General features: G+C 61.1%; 12 protein-coding genes and 1 pseudogene. 6 read left to right on the plus strand and 7 right to left on the minus strand.

Annotation, left to right across the window (positions count from 1 at the left end; translation table 11 throughout):
• Positions 1-26 precede the first annotated feature (26 nt).
• The 3 genes from choV to AB4Z25_RS00775 form a co-directional block, all read right to left on the minus strand.
• The gene (choV, locus tag AB4Z25_RS00765) at positions 27-1,079 is read right to left on the minus strand and encodes a choline ABC transporter ATP-binding protein (RefSeq protein WP_112537912.1); all 1,053 of its coding nucleotides are present in this window, start codon (positions 1,077-1,079) and stop codon (positions 27-29) included.
• Positions 1,076-1,921: a choline ABC transporter permease subunit gene (gene choW / locus AB4Z25_RS00770; protein WP_112386191.1), complete on the minus strand. Its 846-nt coding sequence runs from the start codon at positions 1,919-1,921 to the stop codon at positions 1,076-1,078. The genes choV and choW overlap by 4 nt, the downstream gene beginning before the upstream one ends.
• Positions 1,922-2,001: 80 nt before the next feature.
• Positions 2,002-2,958 (minus strand): choline ABC transporter substrate-binding protein, encoded by a 957-nt coding sequence (locus AB4Z25_RS00775; protein WP_112537911.1) that lies wholly within the window; start codon positions 2,956-2,958, stop codon positions 2,002-2,004.
• A gap of 236 nt (positions 2,959-3,194) precedes the next feature.
• On the opposite strand from AB4Z25_RS00775, the gene AB4Z25_RS00780 reads away from it, so the two are divergent.
• The 3 genes from AB4Z25_RS00780 (at position 3,195) to AB4Z25_RS00790 (ending at position 5,663) form a co-directional block, all read left to right on the plus strand.
• Positions 3,195-3,797, plus strand: coding sequence for a thymidine kinase (locus tag AB4Z25_RS00780; RefSeq protein WP_112515688.1), 603 nt, complete (start codon positions 3,195-3,197; stop codon positions 3,795-3,797).
• A 66-nt stretch (positions 3,798-3,863) separates the two neighbouring features.
• Positions 3,864-4,937 (plus strand): hypothetical protein, encoded by a 1,074-nt coding sequence (locus AB4Z25_RS00785; protein WP_112537910.1) that lies wholly within the window; start codon positions 3,864-3,866, stop codon positions 4,935-4,937.
• Between the two features lie 96 nt (positions 4,938-5,033).
• Entirely contained in the window at positions 5,034-5,663 is a 630-nt protein-coding gene (locus AB4Z25_RS00790) for a GNAT family N-acetyltransferase (protein ID WP_112537909.1), read from the plus strand.
• A gap of 3 nt (positions 5,664-5,666) precedes the next feature.
• Here the strand turns inward: AB4Z25_RS00790 and AB4Z25_RS00795 are convergent, their stop codons facing one another.
• Positions 5,667-7,073: an adenylate/guanylate cyclase domain-containing protein gene (locus AB4Z25_RS00795; protein WP_112537908.1), complete on the minus strand. Its 1,407-nt coding sequence runs from the start codon at positions 7,071-7,073 to the stop codon at positions 5,667-5,669.
• A 209-nt stretch (positions 7,074-7,282) separates the two neighbouring features.
• Between AB4Z25_RS00795 and AB4Z25_RS00800 the strand changes: the two genes are divergently transcribed.
• Complete coding sequence (locus AB4Z25_RS00800) at positions 7,283-8,428, plus strand: DUF2333 family protein (protein WP_112537907.1); 1,146 nt, start codon at positions 7,283-7,285, stop codon at positions 8,426-8,428.
• A gap of 10 nt (positions 8,429-8,438) precedes the next feature.
• On the opposite strand, the gene AB4Z25_RS00805 is transcribed toward AB4Z25_RS00800, so the two are convergent.
• Positions 8,439-8,882, minus strand: coding sequence for a diguanylate cyclase (locus AB4Z25_RS00805; protein ID WP_112538018.1), 444 nt, complete (start codon positions 8,880-8,882; stop codon positions 8,439-8,441).
• Positions 8,883-8,925: 43 nt separating this feature from the next.
• Complete coding sequence (locus AB4Z25_RS00810) at positions 8,926-9,651, minus strand: helix-turn-helix transcriptional regulator (RefSeq protein WP_112537906.1); 726 nt, start codon at positions 9,649-9,651, stop codon at positions 8,926-8,928.
• Positions 9,652-10,033: 382 nt separating this feature from the next.
• On the opposite strand from AB4Z25_RS00810, the pseudogene AB4Z25_RS00815 reads away from it, so the two are divergent.
• Positions 10,034-10,987 (plus strand): annotated as a pseudogene (locus tag AB4Z25_RS00815) (hypothetical protein); the annotation flags it as partial.
• Positions 10,988-10,995: 8 nt separating this feature from the next.
• Here the strand turns inward: AB4Z25_RS00815 and AB4Z25_RS00820 are convergent.
• Complete coding sequence (locus AB4Z25_RS00820) at positions 10,996-11,529, minus strand: TIGR00645 family protein (protein WP_112444202.1); 534 nt, start codon at positions 11,527-11,529, stop codon at positions 10,996-10,998.
• 157 nt (positions 11,530-11,686) lie between these two features.
• On the opposite strand from AB4Z25_RS00820, the gene AB4Z25_RS00825 reads away from it, so the two are divergent.
• A complete protein-coding gene (locus tag AB4Z25_RS00825) occupies positions 11,687-13,408 on the plus strand; it encodes a formate--tetrahydrofolate ligase (protein ID WP_112538017.1) in 1,722 nt (573 codons plus the stop codon).
• Positions 13,409-13,410 lie beyond the last annotated feature (2 nt).

Below are 13,410 nucleotides of genomic sequence, written 5' to 3' on the forward strand. Positions count from 1 at the left end.
TTTTCTGTCGGAAGTGGACGGAAGGATCAAGCCTGTTCTTTGCGCCGGTGGCGGGTGAGGCCGCTGACGATGTCCTGCGCCGAAATCGTGCCGACGATCGTACCGTTGTCGACGACGCCGATGCTGCCAGGCTGGCGGGACAGGGCATCGAGGATATCGACGAGCGGCGTTGCGGGCTTGGCTGTCGCCGTGACGGTGGCGCCCACGGCAGACTGGCCGAGACCGGGCTGCATGACGTCCTGCGCGGTCAGCATGTTGATCGGGTTCATGTTCTGCACGAAGTCCGCAACATATTGGTCGGCCGGGTTCTTGACGATTTCCTGCGGGGTGCCGCACTGGATGATGCGCCCGCCTTCCATGATGGCAATACGATTGCCGATGCGGAAGGCTTCGTCGAGATCGTGGCTGACGAAGAGGATGGTCTTCTTCAGGCGGCGCTGGAACTCCAGCAGTTCGTCCTGCAGGCGGGTGCGGATCAGCGGATCGAGGGCGGAGAACGGCTCGTCCATCAGGAGGATCGGCGCACCGGTTGCGAAGGCGCGGGCGAGGCCGACGCGCTGCTGCATGCCGCCCGAGAGTTCGTTGACCTTGCGGTTTGCCCACTTTGTCAGGTTGACAAGTTCGAGCTGCTCATCAACGCGCTTCTTGCGCTCGGCGTCGGCCATGCCGGCGAGTTCCAGGCCGAAGCCGACATTGTCGGCGACCGTACGCCATGGCAGCAGGGCGAACTGCTGGAAGACCATCGAGACGGTGTGCATGCGCAGATCGCGCAGCGCCTTGGCGCTGCATTTATAGGGGTCGACGGGGCCGGTGGCTGTGGAGACCGTGACCGAGCCGCGCACGACGGGCGCCAGCCCATTGACGGCGCGCAGGAGGGTGGACTTGCCGGAGCCGGAGAGGCCCATGAGGACGAGGATTTCGCCTTCCTCGACGGTGATAGAGGCATCTGCGACACCGAGCACGAGGCCGGTCGAAGCGCCGATCTCGTCGCGCGTCTTGCCCTGATCGACCATCGAGAGGGCGGTCTCCGGCTTGTCGCCGAAGATGATGCTGACATTGTCGAAACGAACGGAGGTCATACGCCGTCTCCTTCACCTGCAGTGCGGAACATGCGGTCGAGGATGATCGCCAGGATGACGATGCAGAGACCGGCTTCAAAGCCCTTGGCGACATTGACGGTGTTCAGCGCGCGGACAACCGGCACGCCGAGACCATCGGCGCCGACGAGGGCGGCGATGACCACCATCGACAGCGAGAGCATGATGGTCTGGGTCAGACCGGCCATGATCTGCGGCGTGGCGAAGGGGAGTTCGACCTTTCGCAGCACCTGCATCGGTGTCGCGCCGAAGGACTCGGCGGCTTCGACGAGAGACGGCGGGGTCGAGATGATGCCGAGGCGCGTCAGGCGGATCGGGGCGGGAATGGCGAAGATCACCGTAGCGATCAGGCCCGGGACCATGCCGAGGCCGAAGAGGATGAGTGCCGGGATCAGATAGACGAAGGTCGGGATCGTCTGCATCAGATCGAGGATCGGGCGCAGGACCGAATAGACCCAGGCGCGCCGCGCTGCGGCGATGCCGAGCGGGATGCCGACCAGCATGGAGACGAAAGTGGAGGCGAGCACGAGCGCCAGCGTTTCCGTCGTCTCTTTCCAGTAACCCTGGTTGGTGATCAGCAGCAGCCCAAGACAGGTAAAGACCGCGACGACGACAGAACGGCGTATCCAGTAGGCAATGCCGGTGATGGCGGCGATGACGATCAATGGATGCGGCGCCTGCAGCACGAACAGCATGCCGTCGATGACATGCGACAGGATGAAGGCCAGCTGGTTGAAGAACCAGTCGGCATTGGTCGTCAGCCAGTCAACGAACAACTTGGCCCAAGAGCCGATCGGAATTTTAGCGTCAGTGATCCAGTCCAAGGGGCGTGCCTATCCAAAAAGATCAAAAATTCGGGATGAAATGGAGGCGGGACGGCAAAGCCGCCCCGCGCACGTCATCGTCAGAGGCCAAGGCTCTTCTTGACGGCGGGCAGGCCATCGGCACTGCCATCACGCGTCTTGACGCCTGCGAGCCACGGATCGAGCGCCGACGGGTTGGCCTTCAGCCATTCCGCAGCAGCCTTTTCCGGCTCTTCGCCGTCATTCATGATCTTGCCCATGATCTGGTTTTCCATCTCGAGCGAGAAGGTCATGTTCTTGATCAGGGTACCGGTGTTCGGGCATTCACCGAAATAGCCGGCACGAACGTTGGTGAACACCTTGGCGCCGCCGAAATCAGGACCGAAGACGTCGTCGCCGCCGGTCAGGTAAGTCAGCTTGAAGTTGGTGTTCATCGGGTGCGGTTCCCAGCCGAGGAAGACGACCGGCTTGCCGGCCTTCTCGGCGCGAGCGACCTGCGCCAGCATGCCCTGTTCGGAGGACTCGACGACTTCCATGCCCTTCATGCCGAAGGTGTCCTTGTCGATCATGTCGATGACGAGGCGGTTGCCGTCGTTGCCCGGTTCGATGCCGTAGATCTTGCCATCCAGGTCATCCTTGTGGGCGGCGATGTCCTTGAAGTCCTTGATGCCGAGTTCGGCACCCTTGGCATTGGTCGCCAGCGTGTACTTGGCGCCAACCAGGTTCGGACCGTGGGATTCGACCGACTTGTCGTCGAGGAAGGGACGGACGTCCTTTTCCTGCGTCGGCATCCAGTTGCCAAGGAACACGTCGATGTCCTTGTTCTTCAGCGACTGGTAGGTGACCGGTACCGAAAGCACGGTGGTCTTCGGCTCATAGCCGAGGCCCTTCAGCACGACGGTTGCGGTTGCGGTGGTTGCGGTGATGTCAGTCCAGCCGACGTCGGAAAAACGCACGGCGGTGCAGCTTTCAGGATCTGCTGCGAATGCGGCCGTGGCAATGGAAAGAGCTGCAACGGCAGTTGCGGTAAGCAGTTTGGATGCGCTTGTCGTTCTCATTTATAGACTCCCAGTCTTATCGTCCCCAAGCCAACCATCAATAGCTGACATTTACAAGCGACCACAGTGCGTTTGCGGCGGTTTGGCATACTCGATTGCGACGTCGCGCAATTTTCCGTGATGGCCTGAAAAGCAAGGATTCCGGCGGGATTCGCGCGTGGATTTCCTGTGGTTATCAGCTCTGTGCTCTTCTCATCGGCGATTCGAGCCGTCAAAAGCGAGGAACGGAGAAAAACATGGCGAAACTCTACTTCAATTACTCGACGATGAACGCCGGCAAGACGACGATGCTGCTGCAGGCCTCCTACAATTACCAGGAGCGCGGCATGCGCACGGTGATGCTGATCGCCGCCTTCGACGAGCGCACCGGAAAGGGCATCATCGGCTCGCGGATCGGCCTGGAAGCCAAGGCCATCCCCTTCGAGGCGGAGACCGATCTGCTGGCGCTGGTGACGCGCCTTGCCGGCGAGGGAGAGCCGATCGCCTGCGTCTTCGTCGACGAGGCGCATTTCATGACGCGCGAGCATGTCTGGCAGCTCGCCCGCATCGTCGACCGCCTCGGTATCCCGATCATGGTCTATGGCTTGCGCACCGATTTCCAGGGCAAGCTGTTTCCGGCCTCCGAGGAGCTGCTCGCCATTTCTGACGAGATGCGCGAAGTGCGCACCATCTGCCACTGCGGCCGCAAGGCGACAATGGTGGTGCGGCTCGACGGCGAGGGGAAGGTGCTGCACGAGGGCGCGCAGATCGATGTCGGCGGCAACGAGAAATATGTTTCGCTCTGCCGCAGGCACTGGGACGACGAAATGAACGGCCCCTTCGTGGCCGAGGCCGTCTGAAAAAGGCGGATTTTCATCCCGTCTCCGACCGGTTAGCTTGAGGCCAACGATTCCCAGGAGAAGCGGGTGCGCAAGGCTCCATCATTCGAAATTCTCATGGAAACGGCAAGCGCGCTGGCGGAAGAGCTGCGCGCCGAAGCTGGCGATTGCGCTGCCTTCATCGCCAGCTTTGCCCGCAACGAGGCGCAGTCCAGCGACGAGACGTTTCTGGACGAGAACCAGCGTTTCCAGGCCGCAGGCCAGAAGCGCGAGGCGCTGGATGCCGCGCTTGGCGAGCTCGCCGGTGAACTCGACCGGTTGTCTGAAGACGTCTCCGCCGATCTCGACAGCTTCCGCGGACTGACGCGCCGCGAACGGATCACCGGGTGGTTCTCGCGCCAGCGGATGTGGAGATTGCACAGCCAGCGCGTCAGCGAGGCACCTGTCGTCGAGCGGCTGCTTGATCTTTTCGCCAAGAGTGATGCGCTTGCAGGCCTTGTAACCCAGCACCGCGGCTTTGCCGGCGAGTGCCACAAGACGGCCGAAGGCGGTGTCGTCGATATCATCGAGCACCGCCGCCGCCTCGTCGATGCGATCGATATCGCGCGGATGCGGATGAAGGAGCTGAACGCCAAGGCGCTGACGACGCAGGGGCGCATCGGCGTCTATGGCGGCAGAACGGAGTGGGAGCGGCTCGAGGAAGAGCGCCGTGCTCTGAAAGGCGAGGCTGACCGGATTTCCAGCGAAGAGCAGGTGATGCGCGACGAGAGCCAGCGGCGCGAGCGCTTCATCACCATGTTCCAGAGTTTCGTCGATGCGCTGAATAGCCAGATCGCGCTCTGCAACGTGCTGACCCGGAAGCTGATGGTCGATACCGAAGAGCGCCTCGTGCTCTACCGTGCCCAGGTCGATACCGACCGGCCGGGTGCCAAGGCGAAGATCAGCCAGACGATCTTTCCGAATATCGCCGCACCGATCTCGCTTTTCGAGCGAGGCATGCTGGTGCCGCAGGATATCGAGCAGCGCAAGAGCGCCGCAAGTATCGCCTTCGAGAAGAAGTTTTCCGCGTTTGTGCCTGTTATCAGCATGGAGCACGACAGGCCGCTGATCGACCTGACCAAGCGGCTGCCGCGTCTGAGATTGCGGTTCGGGCGCTCCTAGCCGGCATCAGCGCCGGACCTCCGGTCTTTGCAAGAACCGGCCAAGCCGCTATGCCTCGACCGGGGAATTCCGCGACACGCATGGTAGGGCCAAACGATGGAAACGATTGAAACGATAGGAAACTCCAATCCGGTCCTGCCGGAAGGCTATTCTCTTGTCCCAAAGGGCAAGCTTGCCAACGCCGTCACCTGCCTGGAAATGCGGGAGAAGCCGGAAGCTATCGCCGCCGCCGAACGCTCAGACCTTTCCCTCGCGCGCATGACCGTCCCCGATCTCGATACCTACCGGCAGCTTTTCCGGGCGATCGGCGAGGAATGGATGTGGGTTTCACGGCTGGTGATCAGCGACGGCGAACTGGCCGATATCCTCCGCGATCCCAGGGTGGAGATCTACGTGCTGTCATCGGGCGGCAAGCCTGCCGGGATGATCGAACTCGATTTCCGGGAGCCGGGCGCCTGCGAACTGGTGTTTTTCGGCGTCATCAAGGAGACGATCGGCACCGGCGCCGGGCGTTATCTGATGAACCATGCGCTTTCTTTCGCCTGGGCGCATCCGATCGAAAGGCTGTGGCTCCATACCTGCCATTTCGACCATCCGAATGCGCTCTCGTTTTACCGGCGCTCGGGCTTTTCGCCCTATGCCCTATTGATCGAGGTCGCCGACGATCCGCGGGTGACCGGCATCTTGCCGCGGACCGCCGCGCCGCATGTTCCGATCCTGGAATAGCGGTCACGGCAGCGCGAAAATCTTCACCTCTCTGGAAATGCCGTGCAGCTCCTCCATGCGGGAGACTGAGGTGATGCCGCTGTCGCGCAGGATTTCGCAGACCCGTTCGTTTCCGACAATCGCTTCAGTCGTCAGGATCACGTGAGGATCGGCAAGGTTCTGGACGCGAGAGGCGATGTTGACGGTCTGGCCGAAGTAATCCTGCCGGTCGTTGAGGTTGACGGCGAGGCAGGGGCCTTCGTGGATGCCGATCTTGAGCAGCAGATCTTCGCTGCCGCGTTCGGTATTCAGGCGGAGCATCGCTTCGCGCATTCGAAGGGCTGCGGTGACGGCGCGGTCGGGGCTCGGGAAGGTCGCCATCACGGCATCGCCAATGGTCTTAACGACCGCTCCTGTCTCGGTGGCAACGATTTCGTGCAGCACCCGGAAATGAGCGCGCACCAGATCGAAGGCGGCCAGATCGCCGACACGCTCGTAAAGTGCCGTCGAGCCTCTGAGGTCGGTGAACAGGAATGTCAGGCTGGTGATCCTCAGGCGCTGGTCGACGTCGAGCGTATCGGTCCGGTAGATATCCCTGAAACTCTGGTTGGTCAGCAGACGCTTGGCGGTCAGGAATGGCCGCCTGCGGCCGAGGATCTCGTGCAGGTCGTCGCCGGCGATGCAGACATTTGGTAGCACGCGGCGGTCGGTGTGGTTTTCGAGCGTCAGCCGCAGCAGACCGGGGCGCAGGGTCTCGGTCTCGTTCGGCGTATGGCCGCGGCTGATGACCATCGAGAGGTTCTGGCGCTCGCCGGTTGGCTCGCCCTGGACGTCGATGAACTGCGCCGAATGCGTCACGGCATCGAAGATGATGATGAATTGCGGTGGCAGCTGCACCGAGACGAAGGCCTTTTCACCGGGGTCCAGCTCAATCATCTCCAGGAGGATGCGGCCGAACCGCTCTTCGAGATCATCGGGAAGGTCGACGCCGGTGCTGAAGAACACCTGACGGTAATATTCGAGCGCCGGCAGTCGGTCGGGCTCGTGGGCGGCGATCCTGCGCACGCGTGGACTGACGGTGAAGGTGACCTCGACCATCTCGTCGAGGGTCGGCTCGTAACCGGCGGCGCAGAGCGCGCAATGATAGCTCTCGCGATCAACAGCCTTCAGCGTGGTGCCGCTGTCGAGGACGCCGCCGCAGCCGGGGCAGAGCACATTCCAGGTCATTTCGAAGGCGCCGATCCGGGCCGCATGCAGAAAGCCCGCGATCGTCTTCTCTTCGTCGAGATCATGCGCCTTGGCGAAGGCGAGCGCGTTGATGCGGTTGAGATCGCGATCCGAGCCGTTCCTGACCGCATTCTCGATGCAGTCGGCCGTCTGCTGGCCGGCCGCATGCCTCAGGGTGGCGAACAGCACGTCGACTTCGCTCATCACACAACCTCCCGGCAGGCGGGCCCACGGCGGACGGCGCCAAGCGCGGCATTGTACCATGAGGATTTGCTCATAGAAATCCGAGCCGCCGGAGCCGCGGCCCACAGGGTAGCGCTTCGGTGCGCGCGGCAAAAATCTCGTGCTCTTGTTGTGCTCGCTTCGGCAAGCACTTATGTGGATGAGTAAATTCTGCGCAAGGGGAGATGGCAATGCTCGACCGGATTACCGGTTTCTTCAGGTCTATCGGAAGCGCCATCGGCCGCTGGTTCGGCGTTCTGGCTGCCGGCATCCTCTGGCCCTTCATGGCCGCACATGGCTGGTATCAGCGGCGCAGCTGGATGATCCGTTTACCTGTCATCGCTGTCGTCGCGCTGTTTGCAGTGCTCTACGGCTATTTCTTCTGGCAAACGCAGGTCTGGTCGGGCTTCAATCCGAACTTCGTCGATCAGTACCGCTTCTCGGAGCGCAAGGTCGCTGCCGGGCAGGAAATTCCGGTTGCTGATACCGGCACGGCTTCGGCGGCGTCGCCGGCGCCTGCCAAGACCTGCCAGCGTTCTGCGATCGTCGATGTCACCGCCGATCTGATCGATTCCAACGTCAACCAGAATGCCTGGATCTCCTCCATGCTGCTCTATCGCATGGGCTTCTTCGGCGTCGACTGGGATCACACACCGTTCCTCGACAACAAAGCCTCCTTCCAGCGCGGCATCAACCAGGCGGTTCGCCGCACGTCGGCCGAACTGGTCGATACGCTGGGGCGCGTTCGCGGCACCTCGGGGATCAACGGCGACCTGCAGAGCGCCCGCGGCAATCTTCAATATGACGAGTACAGCTGGTATTTCGGCATGAACCCGTTCGGCCCGAAGACGCCGACGCCGAGCTACTATCGTTCGGCGATCGAGAGCCTGCGGAAGTTCAACACCGATCTTGCGAACTGCAATGCCGTGTTCGACGGCCGCGCCGACAACCTGCTGCAGTTCATCGATCGCATCGCCAACGATCTCGGCGGCACGTCCGACATTCTGGCGGAGCGCTCGGAGAACCACAATTTCGGCTGGTTCGACACCCGGGCGGACGACCGTTTCTGGTTCGCCTATGGTCAGCTCTATGGTTATTACGCGATCCTGACGGCAGCCCGATCCGACTTTTCGCAGGTGGTGGCCGAGCGCAATCTCGGGGCGCTGTTCAGCGGCACCACCAAGCAGTTTCAGGCGGCGCTGCGCATCCAGCCGGCGATCATTTCCAATGGACGCGAAGACGGCTGGATCATGCCGAGCCACCTGGCGACGATGGGCTTCTATATGCTGAGGGTGCGCTCGAATATCGTCGAGATGCGCGCGGTGCTCGGCCGCTGATGCGGCCGGCTCAGGCGCCGTTATCCTCGAAGCCGACGACGCGGAGCTGCTCGACGAATTCGTAGGTAATGCCGACGATCTCGTTGTTGCGGAATTTTCCGACGGAGCGGACCGTCTTGTAGCCGCCAAGCCCGTTATCGACGCGATAGGAAAAGTGGAAACCCGTCTTGTGCAGGCTCGCCTGCTCGAAGGTTTCGGTGATCAGAACCCGGTCCTCGGGATGAATGCGCGAGAGGAGCTCGACCAGATTGGCGGGGCCAGAGGTGAAGGCCATGCGGAAAATCGCGAAGACATCTTCGCTGGCGAAGAAATGTCCCGATTCCACCTCGATGCGCCAGAATCCGAAATTTCGGTAGGCTGCAACCATCTGGACGATCTCAAGATCAGAGATGCCGATATGGTCGCGCGTCTGCTTTTCTTTGCCGTTGGCGGGCTGTTCAAATCGAAGAGGCACGTTCCCTCCCATGAGGTTTGCGCACTGATTCTCTTCTGATTTCTCAGCTGATCAGCTTCAAGCGTATGGCCTTAGCTACCAACTGCGTTCTGTTCACGCAATCGAGTTTTTTGATCGCATTGGTCATGTAGGCGTTCACGGTATGGTCGGAGAGCGCCAGGATCTGGCCGATCTCGACCGAGGTCTTGCCCTGCGCCGTCCAGCGCACGACCTCAAGCTCGCGGGCCGACAGGGCATTGTAGGCGCTGTCCTCGTTGCGGCGCACGGTGTTATAGGCGTCGAGCGCATGCAGCATGATCATCGCCAGCTCGTTGATCTCGTTCTGGGCGAAGGGCGCACGCTCGCCGCCGAACCAGAAGACCAGCCGGTTTCCATCGAGTGCGTTGATCGGAAAGGTGATGCCCGTCGGCATGGCGTAATGCATCATCAGGTTACGCAGCTCGGCCGGGAAGTTGAGCCCTTGCAGAGTTTCCGCCAGATTCCAGTGCTGTGGAACGGCTGATTCACGAAGCTTTGCCGTGAAGGGACAGCTGCGCAGCATATGCGCCCGGTCGAATTCGCGGATATAGGAGGCGGGCAGCGAGCTTTCGATGATCAGCGACTTCAACAGCAGGTCTTCGGCGGACGGTGTGTGCAGGAGCGTCGTCTGCGACAGGCCGAATGCGCCGGCAACCCTGTGCAGTGCGTGAACGAACAATACACGCGTGCGGGCAGCAGCCAGCTCTCCTGTCAGCAGCGATTGCCGTTCAGAGGTAGTCATGTATGACATTATGCGCCCCGATCACTCGAATGTTACCGCTAACACATACGTAAAACTCCACGGGATGCTAGCCACAATTCGCATCGGCCATGCTGATTAATTTATAGTGTTAAAAATTAATCACACATACGCACTCATTGGTTGTATAATGTATTATGCAGGTAGTGATCGCGGCTATTTTACTTCTTCCATTACTACGAAGCTGTGGATTTCTCCCGCGCCGGGAGGAGAAGAATCACCTCAGAAGTTGGTCGACGGTAGACTCAAATTCCTAAAAGGCTGCCTCTGAAGCGATGAATACGGTTTCACTTTAGCATAACGTGCGGCTGTGGCGCTTGCTGCTTCGGGTCGCTATTGCTAGCGTCAGGCGATCCAAACGGGACGACCGCTCGTGCGCTGTGCCACCATTCTCGCCGTCAAATATTTCGTCATTCTTTCGCTGATTTTCTGCTTCCAATTGCCTCCTGTCTCCGGTTCCGATGCGTGGGCTGCCAAACCCAAGCGGAGCCAGCCACCTTCCATGAGTTTCATCCTCGTCCGCAGCGCCGATTGTCTGGCGGATTGTGCCGAGTGGGTATCGGCAGAAGGCCGGATCACGCGCGACACACCGCTGCGGCTGAAGAAAATTCTGAAGCAGCTGAACGGGCGCAAGCTGCCGATCGTCTTCCGGTCGGAAGGCGGGGAGGTGGATGCCGCCTATGCGATGGGCCGGATGATCCGCAAGAATGATCTGGAAACGGCAGTCGGCGGCACGCGGCTCAAGGATTGTCCGATCGCCGACATGCGATGCAAGGCGGCGATCGCCAAGGACGGCACGGCTGCTGGCCTCACTTATTCAGGCGGCGCCTATTGTCTTTCGGTCTGTCCGATCGCACTTGCCGGCGGGACGTCGCGGGTTGCGTCGCAGTGGGCCTATATCGGCGTGCATCAGATCACCACGATCTATGACAGGATCCGGGTGTCCTACCGCATCGAATACCGGATGGTGAACGGGCGGAAACACGAGGTTTCCCGCACGGAGATCGGCCGCAGGAGCGAGGGCGAGACGAAATCGACCAAGCTTGGGAAGAAGGCCGCGGCTGCACTTTCCGCCTATCTGAAGGAAATGGGCGTCAGCCAGGATATCATCGCACTGATGATGAGTGCGACGCCGCAGACGCTGCGGCTTCTGCCGACATCGGAGGCTTTGAAGCTGGGGCTGATCACCGACATGCTTGCCTCGAACGAGAACCCGGGCATCCGGCTCTGCCAGGCGGACGATCCGGCGGGCGCCCGCTGCCACCAGCACGGCGAACCGCCGCCGGCGACTGGAACGCCCGCGGAATCACAGCCGGCACCGGCTGCTCCCGGCGGTTAGTCCTTGTCCTTGAGATCGTTCTTCTTGGTCGAGCTCATCAGCTTTTCCAGGAAGCCGAGCATGAGCGCGGAGACGACGAAGGCGATGTGAATCAGCGTCAGCCACATGATCTTGCCGTCTTCATATTGATCGACATTGAGAAACACCTGCAACAGGTGGATCGACGAGATTGCCACGATCGACGAAGCGACCTTGATCTTCAGGCTGCCGGAATCGAGCTTGCCGAGGAAGGACACTTCGTGCTCCTTTTCGCCGTCCGCCTCGTCGAAGCGGCTGACGAAATTCTCGTAGCCCGAGATCATCACCATGACGATCAGGCTGGCGACCAGCGCGGCATCGATGAGGCCGAGCATGGCGAGGATCATCTCGTCTTCGCCAAGCGTGAAGACGGCGCTTGCGACCTTCAGGAATTTGTAGCCGAAGGAGATCGCATAGACGGCAAGTGCCGCGACGAGACCGAGATAGAACACGACGAGCAGCCAGCGGCTCGACAGGATGATGCGCTCGACGAGCAGCTCAAGTGATTTCATCTTTAGGTGCCCCCGCACGCTGAAACGATAGAGGCGGCATAGCCCATCCATGCAAGTTGCAGCAAGCCTTGGCGGCGGATTTCATCCCGGCCGATGGCGCGGTTTGTCGTGGAACGGCGTGAAAAGCGGCATGCGGGGTCTTGTTTCCGACGAGGCGATGGCGGCATGGTCGGACAATAACACAAACTCCGAGGACTACCCCGTGGCTATCAAATCCGACATCGAAATCGCCCGCGCGGCCAAGAAGAAGCCGATCTTCGAGATAGGCGCCAAGCTCGGCATTCCGGAGCAGGATCTGGTGCCCTATGGCCACGACAAGGCGAAGATCAGCGCCAGTTTCATCGCCGCGCAAGCGGAAAAGAAGGACGGCAAGCTGATCCTCGTCACAGCGATCAACCCGACCCCGGCGGGCGAGGGGAAGACGACGACCACGGTCGGCCTCGGCGACGGGCTGAACCGCATCGGCAAGAAGACAATCGTCTGCATCCGCGAGGCTTCGCTCGGCCCCTGCTTCGGCGTCAAGGGCGGGGCTGCCGGTGGCGGCTATGCGCAAGTCGTGCCGATGGAAGACATCAATCTGCACTTCACCGGCGATTTCCACGCGATCACCTCGGCGCACAATCTGCTGGCGGCGATGATCGACAATCATATCTACTGGGGCAACGAGCTCGATATCGACATTCGCCGCATCACCTGGCGGCGGGTGATGGATATGAACGACCGGGCGCTGCGCTCAATGGTGAGTTCGCTCGGCGGCGTTGCCAACGGCTTTCCGCGCGAGGGCGGCTTCGACATCACCGTTGCCTCCGAGGTCATGGCGATCCTCTGCCTGGCTTCCGATCTGAAGGACCTGGAAAAGCGCCTTGGTAACATCATCGTCGCCTACCGGCGCGACAAGACGCCCGTCTATGCCCGTGACCTGAAGGCGGACGGCGCGATGGCCGTCCTGTTGAAGGACGCAATGCAGCCGAACCTGGTGCAGACGCTGGAAAACAATCCGGCCTTCGTGCATGGCGGCCCCTTCGCGAATATCGCCCATGGCTGCAACTCGGTGACGGCGACGAAGACAGCGCTGAAGCTTGGCGACTACGTCGTCACGGAAGCAGGCTTCGGTGCCGATCTCGGCGCTGAGAAGTTCTTCGATATCAAATGCCGCAAGGCCGGGCTGAAGCCGGATGCTGCGGTTATCGTCGCTACCGTCCGGGCGCTAAAGATGAATGGCGGCGTGAAGAAGGAAGACCTCGGCGCAGAGAATGTCGCCGCCCTCGTCAAGGGCTGCGCCAATCTCGGACGGCATGTCTCGAACGTCCGCAAGTTCGGCGTGCCTGTCGTCGTCGCCATCAATCATTTCGTTTCGGATACCGATGCGGAGATCGCAGCCGTGAAGGAGTATGTGGCGCGTCTCGGCGGCGAAGCCATCCTCTGCCGCCACTGGGCCGAGGGTTCCGCCGGGATCGAGGAGCTTGCCCACAAAGTCGTCGAACTTGCCGATTCCGGTCAGGCAAAATTCCAGCCGCTCTATGGCGACGACCTGCCGCTGCTGGAAAAGATCGAGATCGTCGCCTCGAAGATCTATCATGCGGGCGAAGTGACCGCCGACAAGGCGGTGCGCGATCAGCTCATCGCCTGGGAAGAGCAAGGCTACGGCAAGCTGCCGGTCTGCATGGCGAAGACGCAATACTCATTCTCGACCGATCCCAATCTGCGCGGCGCGCCGGAAGGGCATATCGTGCCGGTGCGCGAAGTGCGCCTCTCGGCCGGCGCCGGCTTTGTCGTCGTCATCACCGGTGAGATCATGACCATGCCGGGCCTGCCCAAGTCGCCCTCAGCGGAGCGGATATTCCTGAACGACCAGGGGTATATCGAGGGGTTGTTCTGAGG

Origin of the sequence: Rhizobium sp. RAF36 (assembly GCF_052114105.1) — a bacterium.
Classification (GTDB): domain Bacteria; phylum Pseudomonadota; class Alphaproteobacteria; order Rhizobiales; family Rhizobiaceae; genus Rhizobium.

Coding starts and splice junctions, on each gene's coding strand:
- AB4Z25_RS00800 (WP_112537907.1), top strand. CDS start 7,283: ATGCTCGACCGGATTACCGGTTTCTTCAGGTCTATCGGAAGCGCCATC.
- AB4Z25_RS00820 (WP_112444202.1), bottom strand. CDS start 11,529: ATGAAATCACTTGAGCTGCTCGTCGAGCGCATCATCCTGTCGAGCCGC.
- AB4Z25_RS00795 (WP_112537908.1), bottom strand. CDS start 7,073: ATGAGCGAAGTCGACGTGCTGTTCGCCACCCTGAGGCATGCGGCCGGC.
- choV (WP_112537912.1), bottom strand. CDS start 1,079: ATGACCTCCGTTCGTTTCGACAATGTCAGCATCATCTTCGGCGACAAG.
- AB4Z25_RS00825 (WP_112538017.1), top strand. CDS start 11,687: ATGGCGGCATGGTCGGACAATAACACAAACTCCGAGGACTACCCCGTG.
- AB4Z25_RS00810 (WP_112537906.1), bottom strand. CDS start 9,651: ATGTCATACATGACTACCTCTGAACGGCAATCGCTGCTGACAGGAGAG.
- AB4Z25_RS00775 (WP_112537911.1), bottom strand. CDS start 2,958: ATGAGAACGACAAGCGCATCCAAACTGCTTACCGCAACTGCCGTTGCA.
- AB4Z25_RS00780 (WP_112515688.1), top strand. CDS start 3,195: ATGGCGAAACTCTACTTCAATTACTCGACGATGAACGCCGGCAAGACG.
- AB4Z25_RS00790 (WP_112537909.1), top strand. CDS start 5,034: ATGGAAACGATTGAAACGATAGGAAACTCCAATCCGGTCCTGCCGGAA.